The sequence below is a fragment of the Azospirillum sp. genome (genome assembly GCF_050789165.1).
The window spans coordinates 1-20,256 of record NZ_JBOZRT010000054.1; the positions used below are offsets into that span (position 1 = coordinate 1).

Below are 20,256 nucleotides of genomic sequence, written 5' to 3' on the forward strand. Positions count from 1 at the left end.
GCGTCGGTGGTCGAGACGTACAGCTGGGTGATCAAGGACAGCGTGGCGTGATTGCCGCGCATTTTACCAGCCCCAGGATCAGCATCGGCGGTGCCAGTGTCCCAGACCACCGCGAAGGTGGGCACCACCACCGCGAGCAGATCCGACATATTGCCGACAGCATTGCCGACTGTTGCCATATCAGCAACCGCCCGCTCCCAGTTGGCGTCCATACCGCCTGTGCCAGAGAGGCCATAGGGATTGGCAGAAGCGTCGTATCTGTCGAGGTTGTACAGCGCCAGACGCGCAACGGCTTCGGAGAGCGCGCTCATTCCTTCCATTCCTCCAAGGTGATGGTGCAGCCCACGTACTCCGACGACACATACTTGTGTTCGTGATCGTCGGCGCGGCGGAACAGGCCGCCGTAGCGGAAGCACTCTTCGGGACGGTCCACGTTCGGCAGCCACACCACCGGCTTGTTCTGGCCCGCGCGCTTGGACATGTCGAAGAGCGTGTCGCGCACCGGCTTGCCGACCGCCGGCATGGAGAGCTGCGCACTGCGGCGAGAAACGCCGGGTTCTACCCACACGCCGCCGCCGGGCGTGACGAGCTTGTCGTCGTTCGACTTCACGCCCTCGCCGGAGCCGCCAACGACGTGCTGAAGACCGACACCGTCACCCGCCCAGGCGAGACCAATCCGATACCCGGTATCGTTGCTGTCGTCGGCCCGGTACGCGCTACCCCACAGCGTCCACCGAACCGCGATGGGGCGGCACAGCGGTACAGCCACGTGCAGGTGCGTCGGGTACAGGCGGAAGTCCCTCGGTTCGAGGTCGCCTCTCATCTGGTTGGGGGCGCCGGCCCGCATGTACCGCGGATCGGTAAGGCCCGGCACGACACGGCGGTCGCGGCCGTCCGCCGCGGTGGTGGTGAACAGCAGGTCCGTCCGGTCTTCGTCGCCCCAGGCATCGAACCGGAAGTAGGACGCCTGCCGCAGGTTCGTGTCGTGAAGGCCGCCGTAGGTCAGGAAGATCGGCGCATCCCAGACGATGTCGATCTGCACCGGTTCGGCCGCTGTGCCGAGCGCCAGCGATTCCGCAGCGTCGATCATCGGCAACGTGCGCAACGAGGTGAGCGGTGCAGTCTCCGCCCAATCCACGTTGCTGGTGATCGTGCAGGCGCTGTCCGCAACCTCGTTGCGGTCGGCCAGATACCCCACTCCCATGGGTCTACCTTTCGACGTAGAGGGTCGCGCCGCCGCCGCGGTCGCGGTTGGTGCGGCCGGTGACGACGACGGTCGCCCCGGCCTCGAAGCCGGCGACATCGTCGGTCACCTTGCAGGCGCCGCCGATCCACAGGCCGGGGGCGCCATCTCTGACCTTCAGCTCGTACGGCATCGGCGGGTCGCCCTTCTCCGCGGCCCACAGCGGCGCTTCCGCTTCGGCGTCGGCCTGCAAGGTGAGCGCCGTCTCGATGTACGCAACCTTTGTCGAGGTGCCCCAGGCCGCGACGATGGCCGCGTCCACCTCGGACGCGGCTTCGCGCCACGCCTTCGACCACAGCGCCACGTCGCCGGCCGACGCCGACGCGGCGGTCTGGTCGCTGGGCGACGGGTTGCCGGCGTACCGTACCACCGCCTGTTTCGCGGGGACGGTGCGGGTTCCCGTCATCGGGCGAAGGCCGGGCGTTTCGCCTGCCACCTTGCGGTAGCTGCGCGACGGCGTGGCCTCAACCGCGCGCAGCAGGCGCGTCACGACGAGCTGGTCGGTCAGGTCCGTGTACCACCGTCCGCGCGGCACCGAGCCGACGAGGCGGTCGTACAGATCGGCGTGGGTCGTGGTGTCGCCGGCCGGCAGGGACACGCCGATGGTGCGCGGGATCGCATCCATCCCCGACACGTCCACCGTCGAGGCGAGCCCGGCCGTTGTGGCAAGGTGGCTGATCACCGCGCCGATGTGACGGCGCCACACCCCGCCGGTCTTGTCGCCTTTCACCTCGCAGCGGAAGTCTTCCGGCTTGGCGCCGCCAACGAGGATGATTCCGGTGGAGGTGTTGACGCTGTACTGCCCAGTGGTACTGGGCGTGCCGACGACGAGCGTGTACGGCGCGGCCTTGTCCCAGGCCTTCGGCACGCCTTCGATGGGGTGCCCGCCGTTGACCGAGTACATGTGCTTCCCGGTCACCGTATCGACGCCCAAATAGGTCGGGATGACCACGGCGTGCCAGCCGAAGCACCGTTCCTTGGTCACGTTCGCCAGTTCTGCCGGTCCCTCTGTGCCGCCGGTACCGGCGTAGGTCCCCGTCAGCACCGGCGCGTCGAAGTCGCCCTGCCGGTCGTACACCGGCAGGCGCAGCTCGGTCCGGTCCGGGGCAAGGATGCCGGCCTTGGCCCGCCACGTGACCACTGCCGTGCTGTAGGACGCGCCTTCCTCGACCTCCCGCTCGACGATGGCCTGCACCACGTAGTCGGTGACCAGCGGGTTGAGCGGGCGCAGGCCGAGGGACACGCGCAGCCACACGCCGTCCGTCAGGTCGAAGACGTTCGCCCAACGGGGCAGAGCGTCGGCCGAGCGGACGTTGATCAGCCTCAGATCATCGACGGCGATGCCCTGCCCGCCACCGCCCGAGGCCTGCACCGCCACCGACGCCCACTGACCGACGAGCGGCAGCCAGGTCACCGATGCCGGCGTGTCATCGCTGCGCGAGCGGTAGCCGGGCGCGGTCGCCAGATGCCACCGGTGCAGGTGGCCGGTGGCGCGGTGGTGGGCGACGATTTCGTACAGCCGGATCCGCATCACCTACCCCCTGCCGCCGCGATGCGGCGCGGCAGCTCTTCCAGTTCGGACTTGATCGCGTCGAGCTTCTGTTCCGCGCCCACGGCGATGCGCGAGCGCTGCCCCTGCGCCGCGCCCTCGTGCGAGCGCATGTCGCTGCGCAGCTCGTCGATCTTGCCGCCCAGGCGGTCCACCGCGGCGGCGAGCACCACCACGCCGCCATCGGTTCCCGACGCGCGGCGGTCGTTCGCGGGCGGCTGCCCCCAAGCGTCCACCATCGGCACCCGGCCGGTGCGGTTGATGGCGTCGAGCACCGGCAGGGTGCGGTCGTTGACGGCGGTTGCCCGCGTCACATGCTCGCCGCCGGCCAACAGGATCTCCCCGCCGCCCGCGTAGCGCGCCCGCACGCTGTCCACGTTCCAGAGACCGTTGCCGACAATGCCGCCGGCTTCGTAGCCGCCGACGATGCCACCCAGCCGGTAGGCCTTTCGAGATGCCGCGATCTGCTGGTGCAGGGCCAGCGCCTGCAACACCATCGCCCGCTGCACCGGGTTGTTCTCCAGCCACTTGATGGCCGCGCCGTCCTTGAACTCGCCGCCGAAGCCGGCGGCCCGCGTGAGGTCGCGCCACACGCGGCCATCCGCCGTCATGCCGAACAGGGTCACCTCGCCGGCCGGGCCGGTGTCCTGCGGAGACGTGCGGGCCGCCGCCTCCATCAAGGCGCCGCCAAGCGATTCGCCGCCGGTGGTCGAGGGCGACAGCTTCGACACCGCCGCGGTCAGAGCCGTGGTCGCTTCCGTGAGCTTCGTGGACAGGTCGGCCGTGCTGATCCGGTCAAGGTCGAAGGCCGCCGTCGCCTTCTCCCGCAGCTTCTTCAGCTCGCTCACCGTGTCCTGCTGCGCCTTGAGCTGCTGGTCGGCCAGGGTCGCGCCCACGTCCAGGCGGTCGGCCACCGTGTTCATGGCCGCCTGGGCCTCGTCGAACGTGGTCGAGCGGGTGGTCGCGAACACGGCCTTCTCCGCCTCGATGGCGGTGCGGCCGAGCGTGTCGAGGCGGGCCGCCGCCGCCCGGCTTTCCTCGTCCAAGGGGTCGTTGTCGTTGGCGACCGCGAAGGCGGCGCGGAACGCCGCTTCCGCCTTCTGGAGTCGCGTCAGGGGATCGTACTTCGACAGGCTGGCGTCGGTGTCCAGGCCAGCGGCCTGCTGGCGCAGAGAGGTGGCGAGCTGCTGACGCGCCGTCAGCTCCTGCTCGGCCACGCTGATGGAGCGCTCGCGGATGGAGATTTCCTTGTCGATGGCCGCGCCCACCTGCTCGACCATCGTCCGCGCCCGCTCGACGGCCAATACCTCCATCAGGCCGCTGACGTTCCCGCCCGCCGCCGCGGTCGCGCTGACCTGTTGGAACGCCTGGGCGTCGAAGGTGTAGAGGGCATTGCGGTAATCGCGACCGACCGCCGCGTTGGCGCGGGCGGCGAGGCTGGTGGTGTCGGCGCGCCACTGCTCGGCCTTCGCCGCGGCGGCGCTGGCGTTGGCAGCGTCGAGCATGCTCTGCGCCAAGTTGCCCATCCAACTGCCGAGGTTGCCGGCAGCGGTGGTCAGATCCTCGACCGACAGTCCCTTCAGAACGGCCTCAACCTGCCGGGTGACCAGCGAGGCGGCCATATTGGCAGCCTCGTCGGCGCTGTACCCGACAGCGACAAGGTTACGCCGGTAGGAATCCTGCTGCCCGGTGATACCGCCGATCTGCGTGAGGTAATCGCGCCCAAGAGCGCTGTTCATGAGCGCGTTGTATTCCGCCGTCGCCTGTTGCTTCAGCTTCATCAGGTTGTTGCCGAAACCCTCCTTGATCTTCTGACCCGCCTCCGCCGCGGTGTAGCCAACCGCCTCCAGGGTGGATTGCATGTTGTCCCACTGCGCCTTCATCTGGATGGCCGCAGCTTCCCAGGTCGTGTAGGTCTTCGGGTCGGCACCGGAGACCAGAGTATCCACCCACTGCTTGGTGGCGGTGTTGGCCGCGGTGACATCGAGCTTCAGCTCAACCGCCGTATCCCTGAACTCCTTGATGGACTTCGCCAAGTCATCGGACGCCTGCTTACCCGTCTTCTTGGCCTGATCCTCCAAGCCGACGCTGTCTGTCATCGCGGCGAGACGATCACGGAAGGTGATCGCATAGTCCAGGTGCTTAATCAGCGTATCGGAGTCCTGGGCCGTCGAATTTCTCAACGCCGTGATGACATCGGCGTTGCCAGTCACCGTCGGGCCGGCCTTCCCCGGGTTGTTGATCAGGTACTTCATCGCGGCGGCGGCGGCGACGGCTGGGTCTTCCGAGGTGGAGACCACCGGCCCCTGCCAGCCGCCCAGCTTGGTTGTCCACTTGCCGTTCTCGGTGGCCCCGGCCACGATCGTGTTGTGCGACAGCGTCAGGTCGCCGGCTTGGGCAATGGCAGCCATGACGTCGGACGTGGCCTTCACGTTCCGCTCGATGGCGGGAAGGTTGTCTTCCTGGGTGGAGTCGGCGCCGGAGCCCTGCCGCACGACCTTGCCGTTGGCGTCGGTCTCGACGTAGGCACCACCGTACAGGCTCGACTTTTTCTGGGTTCCCACCGCGCCCAGGATCGCACCAATGACGGCACCGATGGCGGTTCCCCAGCCCGGTAGGATCATGGTGCCGTACATGGCGCCGACCGCGGCGCCGCCGGCCGCGCCGACGGCCTTGCTGTTAGTCGCGGTGCCGAGCGCGCCGCCGATGCCATAGGCCGCCATCGCGCCGCCGATAACCGTGCCGGCGGCGCCCATCGCGCCACCCACCGTCATGCTGGAGGTGGCCGCCGCGCCGCTGGTGGTGCCGCTGTAGGCGGCGTTCAGATAGGCGAGGTTCCCCGCACCGGCGATGCCGTTGGCGGCGTTCAGCGAGCCGGCGGTGGCGACGCCGGTGGTCGCCAAGCTGCCGGCGCTGGTGGCGCCGATGGCGCCGGCGTAGGTCGCCGCGGGCAGCGCGACGGCGGTCCCGCCGAAGCCTAGCGACGTGTTCATGAAGCTGGTGTACTGGTCACCGTAGCCGAAGTAATCCGCGGCCCGACCGATCAGCCCCTGGGTTTGCGAGCCGCCAGCCGCCTGCCCCATCTGGTTAAAGACGTTGCCCCAGCCGCCGCCCTGCTGTGCCCCAGTCGCCCCGCCAGCCCCGGCCGGGGACTGGATGCCAAACAGCCCAGGCACAGCGCCAACAACGGTCTGCACCACAGGCATGATGAACTTCTGCGTGGCGATCTCAATCGCCATCCGCTTCAGCAGGTTGCGCCACCAGTCAATGATGCTGCCACCCTTCTCAAACATCTTCTCGGCAAGAGAGGTCGCGATGTTGGCCGCCGTCTGCCGCACCTCGCCCTGGAAGGTCTTCAGGGCCTGAACATCGGCGATCTGCTCCTGAAGCTTCACCCACTCCGCCACGTTCTCGGCGGTGGTGGACTTCATCATTTCGGCGGCCTGCTGCTGGATGCGCAGGCTGGCAAGGGCGCGCTCGCGCACCGGCTCCGCCTGCCCCATCAGGTCCAGTTCGCGCCGAGCGAGGGTCAGGTTGTCGTTGGCCGTGCGCTTCTGTTCCTCGAAGAAGCGGTTGTCGTTGGCTCCACGGTTGCGCCGGTACGCCTCCATGGCATCGTTCAGCGCCTTCTGGGCGTCGGTGCCCGCCTTGGTCGCGTCCGTCCCAAGCTTGCGGATCATCGACAGGCGGTACTCTTCCTCCTGCGCAGCCCGGTACGCCTCGCCGCCGGCCGCCATGGCGACGGTCAGGCGGTTGGTGTTCGCCGTCTCAAGGTCGAGGGCGCGAACCGTGTCGTTGCGGATCGACACGATGGCCGCCGCCTCTTCCCGCAGGTTCGCCTCACGCTGCTGGGACAGGGAGATGAGCCCCTTCGCGGCGGCCTCCGCTTCCTTGTTGGCGTAGTTGGCCGCGCGCTGCGCCGCCTCGCCGGCACCGGCTGCAGCCGCCAGCCGGTCGGCGGCATCGGCCTGCAACTGCATCTGCTGGGTGAGCTGCGCCACCTCGCCGGACAGCTTGGCCGACGCGCTCTTCTCCATGGCACCCCACAGGCTTTGCAGCTCGGGCGGCAGGGTCTTCAGGACGGTGCCGAAGTCCTTCGTCGTCAGGATGGTGTTGGCGGTGGCGGCGCCGAGGGCCGGGTACTTCAGCACCTCTTCCGCCAGGGCAACGCGGTTCTCCGCGTGCGCCTTGGCGGTCGCGGTCAGAGCGCCGGCCAGCAGCTTCTGGCCAGCGGCCTGCCGCTCGACCTGCGTCGTCTCGTTCTTCGTCTCCGCCGTCACCAAGCGCGACAGGGTGATGCGCGCGGCGGCCTGATCGGCCTGCCACTTCTGGAACGCCACGTCGTCGTCATTCGTCCGGCGGTCCTGAAGGCTGGTGACAACAGGCACCTTCGGTTCGGGCGCGGGGCCGGTGATCTCCGCAAGCCGGCGCTCGAAGCCCTCGGGGAACGCCAGCAGCTTCAGCTTGGCGGCGAGGTCGGCCACTGCCGCCCCCACCGCGCGGAAGGGTTGCGCGGCGGCGGTCGCCTTCTCCCCGAGCCCGATCAGCGTCTTCTGCCCTTCGGTGGCCGTGCCGTTCAGCACCGCAAGGCGGGCGTCCGCTTCCTCAACCTGCCGCTTCGCGACCGTCAGGGGCTCGGCCCAGGCGGCGAAGGCCTGCGCCACCGGCTTCAGGCGCTCGTCCTGCCGCGCCAGCTTGTCGATGGCGGCGAACAGCTCTTCGGCGCCGAGCTTGCCGTCAAGGAACTGCTGTTGCAGATCGCGAACCGGCCCGAACACCTTGGCCGCGTCGGCACGCGACAGGCCGCTATCGAAGGTGGCACGGTCGATCTTGAAGTTACCGGCGCGGGCGAAGGTCTCCTGTTGGGCGACGGCCTTCTGCGCGGCGTCGCGCGCCGCTTCCAACTGCTGAACGCGCAAGGCCTTCACAGCATCGGTCATGTCCTTGACCTTGCCGGTGCTGCGGTCGATGGAGTCGTCGAAGCTGCGCAGGGCCGCCTCGTGCAGGCGGGTTGCCTTCTCCGCCTCGGTCTCGGCCGTGGCGAAGTAGGTCACAGCACCGGCGGCGGCAAGGAAGGCGGCGCCGACCGGACCGCCGACGAAAGCGAGCGCCGTGTTCAAGCCAGCCATGGCGCGCGACGCTACCGTCTGTACGGTGGACAGTGCCACCGCCCCCGCAGTGCTGCGCGCCAACGCCGCCTGATAGGCGTCGTGCGCCGCCGACAGCGTGGCGATGGCGGCCCGCTGCCGAACGAAACCGCCGGTCACCGCATCCTGGGCGCGGGCAGCGATCAGTTGCGCCTGGGCGCCGCGCAGATTGGCGGTGGCCGCGGCAAGCGCTGCGTCCTTGCCGTCGAGCCACGCGTTCATCAGTCGCCGGCCAGCAACCACCGCCTCGGTCGAAGCGGCGACAGCGGCACCCACACCGCGGGCCACGTAGACCGCAGCGACAGCGCCGCCGGTTGCCAGCGCCGCCGCCGCGACAGCGTCGAGGTTGTCGGCGAGCGACACGACGCCCTGCGACAGCCGCGCCGTGGCTCCGAGCGCCTGATCGGTGCGACCGACCAAGCGCACAGCGGCGTTGCCCAGCATGGTCATGGCGTCCGACACCGTGACGCCCATCTTCTTGTATTCGGCGTCAATGGCGGTGGACTGCTTGAGCAGGGCATCGACCACCTTGTCGGCGGTGAGTTGCCCCTGCTCTGCAAGCGCGCGCAGCTGCTCGCGCGGCACCCGCAACCCATCTGCCAGCGCCTGGGCGAGGCGTGGCGCCGCCTCCATGACGCTGTTGAACTCGTCGCCGCGCAGGACCCCGGAACCGAGCGCTTGTGCAAGCTGGGTGATCGCGCCCGCCGCCGCCCCGGCCTCGGTGCCGCTGATCTTGAAGGTCTTGTTGATGGTCTCGGTCAGACCGACGGCATCGTCCTGCGTCTTGCCAAGACGATCCATCGACGTGGCGAGGCTGGCGTACAGGCCGATGGTCGGTTCCAGCGCAGCCCGAGACCGCTGCGCCACCCGGAACAGATTTTCATGAACCTGGGCGGCGTCATCCGCCGACTTGCTGTAAAGGGCGAGTTTGCCTTCCGCCCGCGTCCAGGCGTCGGCCGCTGCGAGCGCCTTCTGCGCCAGCGCGCCCAGCGTGCCGGCACCGGCGACGGCGGCGAGCTGGTCGAGGCGGCGAACCATCCCCTCGGTGCGGGCGTTGACGGCGGCAAGCGCGCCGTCGATTCGCCCCAGCGACGAACCAATCGACCGCTCGGCGCGGTTCACTGCCTGCTCGGCCGACATAAAGCCGCGACGCAGTGGGGCATCGTCAGCCGTCAGGCGGACGGAAAGGCCTTCAGTGTCAGCCATTGGGGCGCTCCGGGGCAGACCCGCCGCAGGGCGGCGGGTTGACAGGCGTCAGTGAGCGATACGACATTGGACCGGGCTCAACCGATGGAGGCGGCGCCCGTGGGGACGATCAGGATACTTGCCGGCGACATCGAGCCGTCGTGGGGCACGCCGGTAAGCCTGCGGTTCGGAAGCATCAGCTACACACCCAAGGGCGCGTGGACGCCGACGACGATCCGCGTTCCCGACGACGTGGCCGCGGTCGAAAAGCACGATGAGCATTCGGTCCGCAAGCTGGCGGGCATGGCCGGATGGGCAGCACTCGGCGGTCTGCTCGCCGGCCCGGTGGGCGCCATCCTCGGCGGCATCTTCGGCGGGCACAGCACCGACGTGGTCTTCGTCGTTAAGCTGACGGACGGGCGGCGCTTCCTCGCCACCGCGGAGCCGCAGACCTTCACCGCACTGCAAGCCCGCATGTTCGGCAAGCCCACGCCCGAAACCATGCCAACGCCCGCGCTGCCGTCCGCGTCACCTCTGCGAACCACGCAGAGGATTGAGGAAACCGCGGACGAGTTGCACCGCCGACGCGACGTGCTGCTGCGCGAGCAGCAGACGCTCACCCGCACGAACCCACCCGGCTCCGCCATGCGACTGGCCGCCATCGCCATCGAACTCGATTCCATCGAACGCGATCTCCCCGCGCGGTGAGCGGAGGCCCTCAGGCCTCCGCCGCTCCCCGGTAGTTCTTGTGCGAGCGGAAGAACTCGGCCAGCCCAGCAGCAACCTCGTCGTCGCTCTTGGGCGGCGCGGCCTGGGACGGCTCGTCGCCGCCCCATGGGTTCGTCATCCGCACGAACTCGACCTTGCCGTCGAGGGCCATCTCGATGTGGAAGATCGACGCCCGGAGGGTGACCCCCGGCGTCCACCCCAGCCATCCGGTGGCGCGCTGAAACAGCAAGGCCGCGTACTCCCGGTAGGTCAGGCGCCGAGCAAAGGGTCGGCGGCGTCCTTGCCGGCCCCCTCGGCGCCTTCGGCCTCGGCCGCGAGCTTCGCCGTCTCCTCCTTCATCACCTCGTCGGGGCTCTTGCCGGCGTTGAACATGCGGAAGACGAAGTCGGTGGTCGGCTCGATCAGGGCGGACACGCCGGCCTTCATGATCAGCGACGGGAGCGTCTTCGCCTCCTTGTCGCTGTAGCCCAGGCCCTGCCGCAGCACGAAGGCGATGGCGCTCACGTCGTTGCGCGTGATCTTCCGGATCAGGTCGGCGTAATCGTCGTACCGGTGGTTGATCTGGCTGAAGGCGGCCATGGTCGGCCGCAGCACGTGCTCGGTGCCTTCGACGGTGAAGCGGACTTCGCCCTTGGTGAGGGGGTTCGACATATCGGGAACTCCAGTCTTTCGGAATTGCATCGGGATCGGGAAGGATGGGCCGGCGGCGTCCCGATAGCGCCGCCGGCCCGGCTCTCGCGCGCGAGTTCGGTGTTAGGAGCCGGCGGCCTTGGCGCCTTCGAGCACGTCGCCGTCGATGCCGAGCTGCACGGTGGCGCCGACGACGCGGTTGCCGTCGCCGATCACCGGGCGGTACGCCATCACCTTGCAGGGGAAGAAGAAGCGGGTCGGCTTGGCACCGGCGCCGCTGGGCTTGTCGTTCAGCTCGACCTTGACGTTGATGTTGTCGTAGCTGGCGAGCGCCTCGATCAGATCGGCCTGCCCGGCGTCGTCGGGGTTGCGGGCGAGTTCGAGCTGAAGGTTGCCGTTGTCGAGCGCGCCCTTCAGGCGCTTGACGACGCCGGTCTCGATGGGCGTGTACGTGATCTCCTGATACTGCGGCCCGAACTCGCCGTAGTTGGTCACGTCCGAGACGGCGACCCAGGTCAGGGCGTCGTACTCCGACACGGTGTCGCAGGCGGTGGTGCCGCCGACGGACAGCTTGGTCTTGGATGCGGTGATGGCCCCCATGGGCTCTCTCCTTTCACGAAAAAAGCCGCCCGAGGGGGCGGCCGGGGACTTCGGCGGACCGAAGAACTCAGGGGCTCTGCAACAGCCCGGTGAAGCGGATCACGCCGTGCCGGGTCCGGCCGTCCGGCTCGACGAAGCTGGTCTCGAAGGCGAAGCGCAGCGACACGAGGTGCTGGCCGGCAACGGTCAGGCGCTGCTCGTGCAACGCGGTCTTGACCTTGCCCATCAGCTCCTTGATCTCCTTCCGCCCGGCGTAGCGGCTCCACACGTGCACGGTCGTGTCGAGCTCTTCACCGTCGCGGTCCACCGTTGACCAGTCGGTCACGGTGTCTTCGCCGATCACCACGTAAGGGAAGGCGGTGTTCGTCGACACGTCGTCGAGCACCGGCACCGGGTTCAGCGCCGGCTTCAGCGCGGCGACGATGGCGACCTGCAAGGGCCAGGAAGCGGCGCTCATCGGGCGGCGGCCTTCTCAAGGGCGTAGCGGACCGCCGCGCGAATGCGGCGGATGCTGCGTGCGCGGTTTGCTTTGTAGGCGGGGAAGAGGAACGGCTGCGCCCGCGCGCCGGGGTGGTGGATCACCGTGCCGTCAGGCTGCGGGATGTCGTGCGGGGCAACGCCAAACTCCACGAGGTGGATGTGTGCAGCGCGGCGGCGACCCCAGGAGCCGACGCGGGCCTGCAATCCGTCGCGGCTGATCCGTACCGTGAACTTGCGCTTCAGCTCGCCGGTGGAATAGGGGTGCGCGCCGGGCTCCGGAATGTGGGCGGACGCGTCGCGGAAGATATCCTGCGCCGCCTCAGCGATGGCGAACTGCAACTCGGCCTTGATCGCCTCGGGCAGGTTGCGCAGGAAGCGGCGCAGCTTCGCACCGCCGGAGATGCGGTTGCTGTCGCGCCAGCGAGCCTGGGCTTCACGGAAGGTCTCGGCCATCAGAGGGCAACTCCCGCCTCGCAGTCGAGGATCACGAACGGCTCGCGCGGGCCTGCGTCAGCCACGTGCCGGATGTTGTGGGCGCGGCTCAGCCAGATCACCCGCATGTCCGCCGACACGTCGGTGCGGCGGCGAATGCGGAAGCGGACCATCGCGGAGGCCTGCACCTGCTGCGCCTCGGCGCGCTCGCGGCCGGAGACGGGCCATTGCTCCGCCCAGACCTCGGCGAGCAGCGCCCAGCCCTCGACCGCACCGCCGCCCTCGTCTTCGACGCGGGAGCGCTGCTCGATACGGATGCGCTGATCAAGCTTGCCGGCGCTCATGCGAAGGGCACCTTCCGGTACGGCGACAGAAGCCGCTCAACCGTGGGGTTCACGGTGTGGATAGTGCCGACGATGGAAGCCTCACGGATCGCGTAGAGGTCGCCCAGCAGCAGCAGGACGGCGGCCTTGACCGAAGCAGGAACCGGTACTTCGATGCCCGCAGCATCGGCCCACGGCACCGGCCGGTTGAGGTACTGCACGGCAGCATCCTGCGCAGCTTCAAGCTTCAGCGTGATGTCCGCGTCGTCGTCGGCGCCATCGACGCGCAGGTGCGCCTTGGCTTCGTCCAGGGTCACGATGGAGGGCATGGGCTCGCCTCGGAACGGAGACGGGCGGCCTGGAGGCCGCCCGCTCGGATCACAGCTCGGAAGGGCTGGACAGGACGTAGACGACCGACACCTTGGCGGTGTCCGTGTCCGCCGCGGAGAGGTTCGGCTTTTCCTTGAAGCGCACGAACCGCTTGGCCTCGGCGAGGTTGCAGCCGAGAGCGGCGGCGCCGGTCTCGGTCGAGCCGCCGGCACCGCCGGTGAGCGTCAGCATCGTCTCGTCGGTGCCGATCTCCGTGTAGGTGGCGCCGTCGTCGGAGTGCTCCCAGATGCCCGTGACGACGAGCGTCGCGGCGACGGCGAGCGTGGCCGTCGCCGCGATGATGGCGATGGCCGTGCCGAAGCGCTTGGTGCCGAAGTCGTCGCGTAGGTCGAGCGCGGCGCATGTCTGCTCGGCGTTGTCCGAGCCGGCACCGGCGGTGAGGTCGTATTCGGCCTTGGCGAAGGCCGGGGTGAACAGAGCCGCGTCGTCGCGGCCCATGGCAGGCGTAAACATGCCGGTTGTTCCTTCTGCTGGTGATCAGGCGGGCAGGAAGCGGGTGGCGATCAGCCGCCCCACTTCACCGCGTTGAGCAGCGCGAAGGCCTGCTCGTGCCGCAGGGCGAAGTCGTGGCTCATGTCGAGCTTGATGCCGAGCATGCCCTGCGCCCACAGGTTCACCTGATTCCCGCCGGCATCCTTGAAGGACGCCTGATCGGACGTGGACAGCGTCATGGTGACGGTGTCGCCGATCATCGCAAACCGGTGCGCGCCGAAGAAGATTTCGCCACCGTCTCCCTCCGGCGCGGTGATCTGGGTGGTGGTGTCCACCGGGTAGCCGTAGAGCGTCGGGTTCTCACCCTCCAATGTCGGGAAGGCCTTGTTGTCGCCCTGGTACAGATCCTGAAGGTAGAGCAGCACCGACTCGTGCATGAACCAGCCGGGGTTGTTGCCGGCCTTCGGCACGTTGGCGTTCGCCACCACCTTCAGCAGCTTGCGCAGATCGGCGCGGACCTCGGCGTTGGTCGGCGCCGTCTTGTTCACGGCGGAGAAGCGGTGGGCGTCGGGGATGGCGAAGGCGTAGCCCTTCACCTGCTTGCCGGTGCCGGTGCCGTAGAGGAACATGCGATCCTCGAACTCCGCCGCAGCGCGGATCAGCTCGTCGCGGCAGTACACCTCGACGCCGAAGGCGGTGTTGCGCAGCAGCTTCTTGCTGATCGGCAGGATGGCGCTGATGTCCTTCTCGCGCATCGAGAGCATGCCCCAGGTGACGCCCGTCGCCTGCCCCTGCTCGTTCTCGCCGACGTAGCCCACGGCGGCGCCGGTCTTGCCCTTCAGGTAATCGGCGTTGCCGGGCACCACCTGCGCCCGGCGGCGGACGATGGTGGACGGACCGAACAGCTTGATGATCTCGGCGGCGTAGGTGGGCACCACCGCCAAGCCGCCGCTGGCGTTGTCGGACATCGTCTGCGCGCGGGCGACGTTCTCGGTCACCGGGTGGCGCTCGCCGTACAGTTCCTTGGCCGCCTCGGCGGCGGTCAGGAAGCCCGTGCCGGAGCGGATGGAGTACTGCGACATGGCGTAGGAGCGGACGAAGCCGCCGAACTCTTCGCCCAGGTTGCGCTGCGGTGCCGGTTGAGCGGCGAGCGGCAGCAGGGCAGCGCGCTGCTCGACCGGATCGCCAGCGCCCTGCCCGCCCGCCTCGGTGCCCTGCGGGGCGACCGACACCGCCACCGAGCGGCGTGCGTTCTCCATGGTCTCGGCGCGGCGGAGGTCTTCGTTGACCTTCGTCAGTTCGGCTTCCTTGGCGTCGAAGGCGGAGCGGGTTTCGTCGGTCAGGTCGCCCTTGGAGAGCGCCTCCATTTCCTCGATCAGCTTGGCGCGCTTCTGCTTCAGCTCGGCGACCGTGAAGCCGCCGAGCGCGACAGAGGCGAACAGCTCGCCGGGCGAGAGACCGAAGACCGACGTGGCGACCTCCGACAGGGAGGTCGCGGCGAAGGCAGCGGCCGGGGACAGGACATCGAGCAGGAAGGCGGCGGCCAGCACCAGGCACAGCGTGGCGAGCGCCGCCGTCAGGGGACGGTGCGTCATGAAGGGAACTCCCGTTAGGTGGACAGGCGGTGAAGCGTCAGGCCCGGAGCTTCGCGATGCGAAGGCGGAGGTCGAGCGATCCCGGCAGCAGAGAGGCCGACCGGGTGATCAGCGAGCGGATCGCCACGCTGGTCTTGGGGTAAGCAGGCATCGACGTAATGGTGATCTCACGCAGATCGACCGACTGGTGCGACACCCGCACCAGCCGGCCGCGCTCGTCGAAGTCCTGCTTCATCTTCAACGGCATGAACCCGAAGGACATGCCGGTGTAGTTGCGCACCCGGACGTTCTCATACGTGTCGCGGCCGAGCTGGGTGTCCGGCAGGTTCATGCTGAACTTCAGGCCGCGGGCATCCTCTTCGAGCACGAGGTTGCCCGCCGAGGTGCGCGCCAGCAGGGAGCGGTAATCGTGCTCGACCAGCGCGCGCACGTCAGCCTGCTTCGCCAGCGTGTCGGCGAAGCAGGCCGGTTCGAGCACCTCTTCGAACTCACCGGACCATGACCGGATCTTGGTCTTGACGTTGAAGGCAGCGGCATAGCCCTGCAAGGTGCGCGCAGTGTCATCGACAGCCCGCATTTCGATATCGACGGCGAATCGCACCTCAAGATCCGCCGGCTTCTCACCATCGGGTTCACGCAGCATCGACCGCATCCCTCTTCTGCTGTTCGGCCGCGGGTTTCGCGCCGATGCCCTGCGCGGCCTGCCGCAGCGGCACCGAAGCCGAGTTGATGTACAGCTCGTCGCCGCCCGGCAGCGGCGGCTTATTGCTGATGGCGCGGGCCTCGTTCGGCGTATAGCGGGCGCTCTGGATGCCCTTTTCCAGCACCTCCCCCAGCGTCTTCTGATCGCCGAGCAGCAGGATGGTGGGGTCGTGCTCAACGTAAATCGTCTCCCGCTCGGCGGGCGTGAGCAGATCCTTACGCATCGTCTGACACAGGTCGATCAGGTGCGGGGTCAGGCAGTGCTTGTAGTGGGCGAGGTCGAGGTGTTCGATGTTCGAGAACGTCGCCTTTTCCAGATCGTTGATCAGGTGCGCCGAAACGCGCAGGATGCCGGCGATCACCGACCGGTTGAACTTGCGCGTTTCGAGCTGCTGCGCCTCTTCCGCCGTTTGGTTCATGCGAACGAAGGTCGCGTCGTGCCCGAATACGCCGATCTTTCCGGCGTTGCCGGGGCCAGCGTAGCGGTCCTGCACCTGCTCTCGGATCTCCTTCGCCACCGGGTCCGACAACGGCGCCTTCACCGAAATCAGCCCAGACAGGACCGCGCCGTTGGCGAGAGCGCTGTTCGCCGATTGCTCGACCGACAGGGCGCCGCCGATGGTCTCCGCTTGGTAGTGTTGCCAGACCGACAGGCCGTCGAGGCAGTAGTACGCGCCGCGCAGGATCGGCAGGTTCTGGACGTGGAAGATTTCATCCTCCAGGAACACGGCGTTCCGACCGCTGGGCGCGGTCACGCGGTACGCACGGCGCTGAAGACCGGTCTCCGGATCGTTGTACCAGAACGGCAGCACCCGGCCGCGCTCGATGGGATAGAGGCCGCGCAAGCGCCCCGTCGCCGGGTCGATGTCCTTCAGCGAGTAGTGTTTCCCGTAGTGCAGCTTTTCAAAGATCACGAGCTTGAAATAGGCGAACGCCGTCATGAACGGGTTCGGCGCCACCGTCAGCAGTTCGAACAGGTCATGATCCGTCGCCAGTTGCTGATTGGGCTTGCGCCCACGGTACGGGTAGAGAGGCAGCATCGCCACGCCCTCGGCGATGACATTGATGCACGAGAACACCGTGTGGTGGCTGATTGGGTTCTCGGACGTGACGGCAACACCGGCCGCCGTAGCCCCATAACCAAAGAAGGGGATGTTCTGCCACTGATCGTAAGGCGCTTCCGAAGAGCGACGCGACAGACGAAACTCGAACGGACCGATCTTCATACGAAGCCTCCGAACACTTCTGCGGCCGAAGCCGGGACGCAGCCCCCCTGCTCTTGCGGAGCCGTCGCGCGCCCCAACGCCATGATGCCGGCGACGATGCCGTCGATGCGGTTGGGGGTCTTCCGGCGCGGCGGCTTGACCGGCTTCATGTTGCCGGCCGCGTCTTCCTCGAAGGTGGTGCAACGCGCCATCCAGCGGGCGACCGGGTTGCCCCCGTGGTTGATCCGATGGCCGATCACCAACCGCTCGAACTCCTTGGACGGGGCGGACATGGACACCATGCCCTGCCCGAACGGCACGACCGTCACACCGTCGCTGGTAAGCTGCGTCGTGATGTGTGTGGCGTTGAAACGGTCGATCGCGAGTTCACGCAGGTCCACGACTTCGACCAGGGGGCGACCGCCGGGAAGGCCGATCAGACGAGACAGGTCGGTGTCACCGCCGGTGATCTCCGCGCGGATCACGTCGTAGTCGATCACGTCGCCCTCGGTGCCGCGGATCCAGCCATCCTTGATCCACTGGTCGAGAGCGACGCGGTCGCGGGCCACGCGCTCAGCCAGCGCCTTGGACGAGGGCACCGGCAGCCAGAAGCGCCACCACACGTCCCAGACGCCGGAAAGATCCTCGGCCGGCGAGAACAGGGCCAGCGCCGAGAGGTCGGTCGTGCTCGACAGGTCGAGGCCGCCCCAACACGGGCGACCCGCGAGCAGGTCGAGGGTGACGGGACGAAGATTGCACTTGTCCCAATCGTCCATGGGCAGGCCGCCGTTGACCTGATCGACCCATTGATTGAGGTGGAAGCGGCGGAAGTTCGCCTCCCGGCGCGGATTGCCCTGGATCTTCGCCACCTCGGCGGCGAGGTAGTCGGGCTTCACCGACGTGCCAAAGTTCGGGTTGGCCTTCTTCCAAGCGGCGGGGTCGCGGTAATCCGCCTCGGGATCGGCGGCGAAGATCACCGGCAGGAAGGTCGGATCCTCGATCTCCCCGCCCAGCACCTTCAGGGCGTAGTCGTGCAGTTCCCAGCCGTAGCCGACGCCGGTCTGCCCGGCGGTGGTGATCAGGATCTCAAGCGGCTGACGGCGCGCCGCCGTGCCCTTGTGCACCACGTCGTGCAGTTCGCCGTCCGGCCACTCGTGCAGCTCGTCGGCGACCGCGCCGGACGGGCTGAAGCCGTGCTTGGACGAGGGCGACGACGACAGCGGCTTAAAGCTGGCCGCCAGCTCCGGGCAGTAGAGCGCGGTCTTGTAGACCTCGACCGCGGCGGCCAAGTCGGGCGACAGGCCGACCATGACGCCGGCCTTGCGGAAGACGATCTCCGCCTGCTCCTTGTTGACGGCAATCGAGTAGACCTGTCCGCCGTACTCGCCGTCGGCCACCATGATCAGCAGCGACAGGCCGGCGGCGAACTCGGTCTTCCCGTTCTTGCGCGGAACCTCAAGGTAGCCCTGCCGGATCAGGCGCGTGCCGTCCGCCCGCTTCCAGCCGAACACGGCGCGGACGAAGTTCGCCTGCCACACCGACAGCTCGAAGGGCTTGTTGTACCACTCCGCCTCGGTGTGGCGCAGGTACGTGGGGAAGAAGGCGACCGCCGCGTCGGCCGCTGCGGCGTCGAACCACGCGCCAAGCTTATCGCCGCCGCGCGGCATCGGCGGGACGGCCTGCATCTCAGTGGACACGGGTCTGCGCCTTCGCGAGCAGGCCAACCGGAGAGGCGGGCGGCTTCGGCGGGCTGACGGGCTGATCACCGGCGGGCTTGGCCGGATCCTCGCCAAACAGACCGCCGGCCGGCAGCGCCGGGGGCGGCGCCGACATCATGCGCTGCAAGAGCTGCTGACGCGCCGCCGGGGAGAGGCCAAAGCGATCCTCCAACGTCTCAAGGCGCGATTCGATGCGCTCGCGCACGAGGAAGTCGGGATCCACGCGGCGCATGGTGCCGTGGGCGCTCTCGGTCACGTAGGTCTCGCCGCCCTTCTTCTCCAGCGCCTTCGTCAGCTCCCACCACCGGCATAGGTGCAGGCAGTAGCGCGCGAAGGCTTCGCGGTCGGTCGAGCGCAGGAACTTCAGGCGGGCCAGCTCCGGAGCCAGCTCGTCCCAAATCTTGCGGGCACGCGCGGGCAAGTCGGCCGGGGCGGTCGAACCGAGCGCGGGCAAGTCGGCCGGCGTCTGGGCAACGCGGCGCTTGCCGGGGTTGCCCTTCGCCTGCTTGACCTCGGCCGGCTGCGGCTTACGACCGCGGGTCATGTCCAACGCTCAAAAAAAAGTTCGCGATTTCTGCGGAGCAGAAAATTTGGGGAAGCGTCCGGTCTTCAGGGGTCAGGGTCGGAGCGATTTGCACCCCCCTACCCCTGCCCTCGGTCAGCCTTACACGGTGTAAGGGTCGCAACATTATTGCGCGCGCTCCGCCCGCTGCTTGTCGCTGTCGTGGCAGGACTTGCACAGCGACTGCGTGTTCTGAGGGTCGAAGAACTTGGCCTCGTCGCCGCGGTGCGGCTCGACGTGGTCGGCGATGGACGCCGCCGTGATGCGCCCTGCCTCAGTGCACATGCGGCACAGCGGCTCGGTGGTGAGCCGCCACGCACGAAGCACCCGCCACCGTGCCGTGTTGTACCAAGCACGCCACGGCTGCGAGGCTCGGCGCGTCCGGTCGTGCTCGCGATGGTGCTGGCGTTCGTGCGCCTCACAGTATCGCTGTGAGGCAGGCACGAGCGCTCCGCAGCCGGGCGCGGCGCAGGGTTTGTTGGGCTTCCAGGGCATGGTTGAAAAGAAAACGCCCGGTCGGGTTAACCCGCCGGGCGTACTTCGGTAGCATTACAGGGACGGTGCCGAAAGCGTCCCCGATCTGTCAAGCGGAAAAGTGCATCCGCGCATACGTGCGCAACTCGCTGAGCACCGCCTGCTGTGCCCGACCGTGCTTCAGGCCAAGCTCTGCATCGAGCCGCCGCGGGGCAACGCCCTCCACCAGAACGCGCAGCACCAGGGCATCGACCGGCATCTTGCCATGGCTGCCCCTCACCACCGCGCGCATGGCTGGGCGCTCCCGTACCTCGGCCCGCCACGCTTCCACCCGCGCCACTTCGGGTGCGGTGCGCGTCATGCCACCTAGCGAGAACGTCGGCAGCTTGCCCCCATCGACCACGAGCCTGGATGGGTCCACCGCCCGAAGACCGTCAGCCACAACGACCACCGCCTGCTCGATGCCGCGCCCGATGTCACGCGCAGCGCGCAGTTCGGTGTCGGTCAGCTTGCCGCCCCGATGCATCACCCCCACCCAGCCCTTTAGACTGGCAAACTCTTGGGTGCTCAGCTTGGTCAGCATCGCCAAACGCATCGCCAGTTCGTCGCAGCCCGGCACCTCCGAAAGGTGCCGTGCCAAGCCAGCGATGGCCTCACGGCCTTCCTTGCGCCCAGCCGCAGCAGCAGCGACGCCCAGCACCGCCTCCCACACCTGCACCGGCAGATCGGCGCCATCCCCTTCCGCCCGCTCGTCCATGCCCGTCCGCTCCTTCACCGCTCAATTGCTCCCTACAAAAACCGGATAGCTCCCTAAGCTCCCTGCCGGCTCGCCTTGTAAGGCTTTGATTTCATTCCATTTT

The 20,256-nt window shown here is 68.2% G+C and carries 19 protein-coding genes and 1 pseudogene; 1 reads left to right on the plus strand and 19 read right to left on the minus strand.

What is annotated here, in order from left to right; all coding sequences use genetic code 11:
- From ACRWK7_RS12715 to ACRWK7_RS12730, 4 genes and pseudogenes are all read right to left on the minus strand, one after another.
- A pseudogene (locus ACRWK7_RS12715) lies at nt 1-311 on the minus strand (SPRY domain-containing protein); the annotation flags it as partial.
- Nucleotides 308-1,198 carry a hypothetical protein gene (locus ACRWK7_RS12720; RefSeq protein WP_431856598.1) on the minus strand — a complete coding sequence of 297 codons (891 nt, stop codon included), beginning with the start codon at nt 1,196-1,198 and terminating at the stop codon, nt 308-310. The gene ACRWK7_RS12720 and the pseudogene ACRWK7_RS12715, both read right to left, overlap by 4 nt.
- A gap of 10 nt (nt 1,199-1,208) precedes the next feature.
- Nucleotides 1,209-2,774, minus strand: a complete 1,566-nt coding sequence (locus tag ACRWK7_RS12725; protein ID WP_431856599.1) for a hypothetical protein — start codon at nt 2,772-2,774, stop codon at nt 1,209-1,211.
- Entirely contained in the window at nt 2,774-9,145 is a 6,372-nt protein-coding gene (locus ACRWK7_RS12730; protein WP_431856600.1) for a tape measure protein, read from the minus strand. The genes ACRWK7_RS12725 and ACRWK7_RS12730 overlap by 1 nt, the downstream gene beginning before the upstream one ends.
- A 99-nt stretch (nt 9,146-9,244) precedes the next feature.
- On the opposite strand from ACRWK7_RS12730, the gene ACRWK7_RS12735 reads away from it, so the two are divergent.
- Complete coding sequence (locus ACRWK7_RS12735) at nt 9,245-9,832, plus strand: hypothetical protein (RefSeq protein ID WP_431856601.1); 588 nt, start codon at nt 9,245-9,247, stop codon at nt 9,830-9,832.
- 10 nt (nt 9,833-9,842) lie between these two features.
- On the opposite strand, the gene ACRWK7_RS12740 is transcribed toward ACRWK7_RS12735, so the two are convergent.
- From ACRWK7_RS12740 to ACRWK7_RS12810, 15 genes are all read right to left on the minus strand, one after another.
- The gene (locus tag ACRWK7_RS12740; protein ID WP_431856602.1) at nt 9,843-10,082 is read right to left on the minus strand and encodes a hypothetical protein; all 240 of its coding nucleotides are present in this window, start codon (nt 10,080-10,082) and stop codon (nt 9,843-9,845) included.
- Nucleotides 10,083-10,102: 20 nt separating this feature from the next.
- Nucleotides 10,103-10,504 (minus strand): hypothetical protein, encoded by a 402-nt coding sequence (locus tag ACRWK7_RS12745; protein WP_431856603.1) that lies wholly within the window; start codon nt 10,502-10,504, stop codon nt 10,103-10,105.
- A 102-nt stretch (nt 10,505-10,606) separates the two neighbouring features.
- A complete protein-coding gene (locus ACRWK7_RS12750; protein ID WP_431856604.1) occupies nt 10,607-11,083 on the minus strand; it encodes a hypothetical protein in 477 nt (158 codons plus the stop codon).
- 67 nt (nt 11,084-11,150) lie between these two features.
- Nucleotides 11,151-11,540, minus strand: a complete 390-nt coding sequence (locus tag ACRWK7_RS12755; protein ID WP_431856605.1) for a DUF3168 domain-containing protein — start codon at nt 11,538-11,540, stop codon at nt 11,151-11,153.
- Nucleotides 11,537-12,016 carry an HK97 gp10 family phage protein gene (locus ACRWK7_RS12760; RefSeq protein ID WP_431856606.1) on the minus strand — a complete coding sequence of 160 codons (480 nt, stop codon included), beginning with the start codon at nt 12,014-12,016 and terminating at the stop codon, nt 11,537-11,539. The genes ACRWK7_RS12755 and ACRWK7_RS12760 overlap by 4 nt, the downstream gene beginning before the upstream one ends.
- The gene (locus tag ACRWK7_RS12765) at nt 12,016-12,339 is read right to left on the minus strand and encodes a phage head closure protein (protein ID WP_431856607.1); all 324 of its coding nucleotides are present in this window, start codon (nt 12,337-12,339) and stop codon (nt 12,016-12,018) included. The genes ACRWK7_RS12760 and ACRWK7_RS12765 overlap by 1 nt, the downstream gene beginning before the upstream one ends.
- Entirely contained in the window at nt 12,336-12,647 is a 312-nt protein-coding gene (locus tag ACRWK7_RS12770) for a head-tail connector protein (RefSeq protein ID WP_431856608.1), read from the minus strand. The genes ACRWK7_RS12765 and ACRWK7_RS12770 overlap by 4 nt, the downstream gene beginning before the upstream one ends.
- Before the next feature lie 49 nt (nt 12,648-12,696).
- Nucleotides 12,697-13,161, minus strand: a complete 465-nt coding sequence (locus tag ACRWK7_RS12775; RefSeq protein WP_431856609.1) for a hypothetical protein — start codon at nt 13,159-13,161, stop codon at nt 12,697-12,699.
- A 50-nt stretch (nt 13,162-13,211) separates the two neighbouring features.
- Nucleotides 13,212-14,735 carry a phage major capsid protein gene (locus ACRWK7_RS12780; RefSeq protein WP_431856610.1) on the minus strand — a complete coding sequence of 508 codons (1,524 nt, stop codon included), beginning with the start codon at nt 14,733-14,735 and terminating at the stop codon, nt 13,212-13,214.
- Between the two features lie 37 nt (nt 14,736-14,772).
- Nucleotides 14,773-15,378, minus strand: a complete 606-nt coding sequence (locus tag ACRWK7_RS12785; protein WP_431856611.1) for an HK97 family phage prohead protease — start codon at nt 15,376-15,378, stop codon at nt 14,773-14,775.
- A complete protein-coding gene (locus ACRWK7_RS12790; protein ID WP_431856612.1) occupies nt 15,368-16,663 on the minus strand; it encodes a phage portal protein in 1,296 nt (431 codons plus the stop codon). Before ACRWK7_RS12790 ends, ACRWK7_RS12785 begins: the two co-directional genes overlap by 11 nt.
- Complete coding sequence (locus tag ACRWK7_RS12795) at nt 16,660-18,339, minus strand: terminase large subunit (RefSeq protein ID WP_431856613.1); 1,680 nt, start codon at nt 18,337-18,339, stop codon at nt 16,660-16,662. Before ACRWK7_RS12795 ends, ACRWK7_RS12790 begins: the two co-directional genes overlap by 4 nt.
- A complete protein-coding gene (locus tag ACRWK7_RS12800) occupies nt 18,329-18,904 on the minus strand; it encodes a phage terminase small subunit P27 family (protein ID WP_431856614.1) in 576 nt (191 codons plus the stop codon). Before ACRWK7_RS12800 ends, ACRWK7_RS12795 begins: the two co-directional genes overlap by 11 nt.
- Nucleotides 18,905-19,048: 144 nt before the next feature.
- On the minus strand, nt 19,049-19,207 hold the full coding sequence (locus ACRWK7_RS12805; protein ID WP_431856615.1) for an HNH endonuclease: 159 nt from the start codon (nt 19,205-19,207) through the stop codon (nt 19,049-19,051).
- A gap of 298 nt (nt 19,208-19,505) precedes the next feature.
- Nucleotides 19,506-20,153, minus strand: a complete 648-nt coding sequence (locus ACRWK7_RS12810) for a hypothetical protein (protein ID WP_431856616.1) — start codon at nt 20,151-20,153, stop codon at nt 19,506-19,508.
- Nucleotides 20,154-20,256 lie beyond the last annotated feature (103 nt).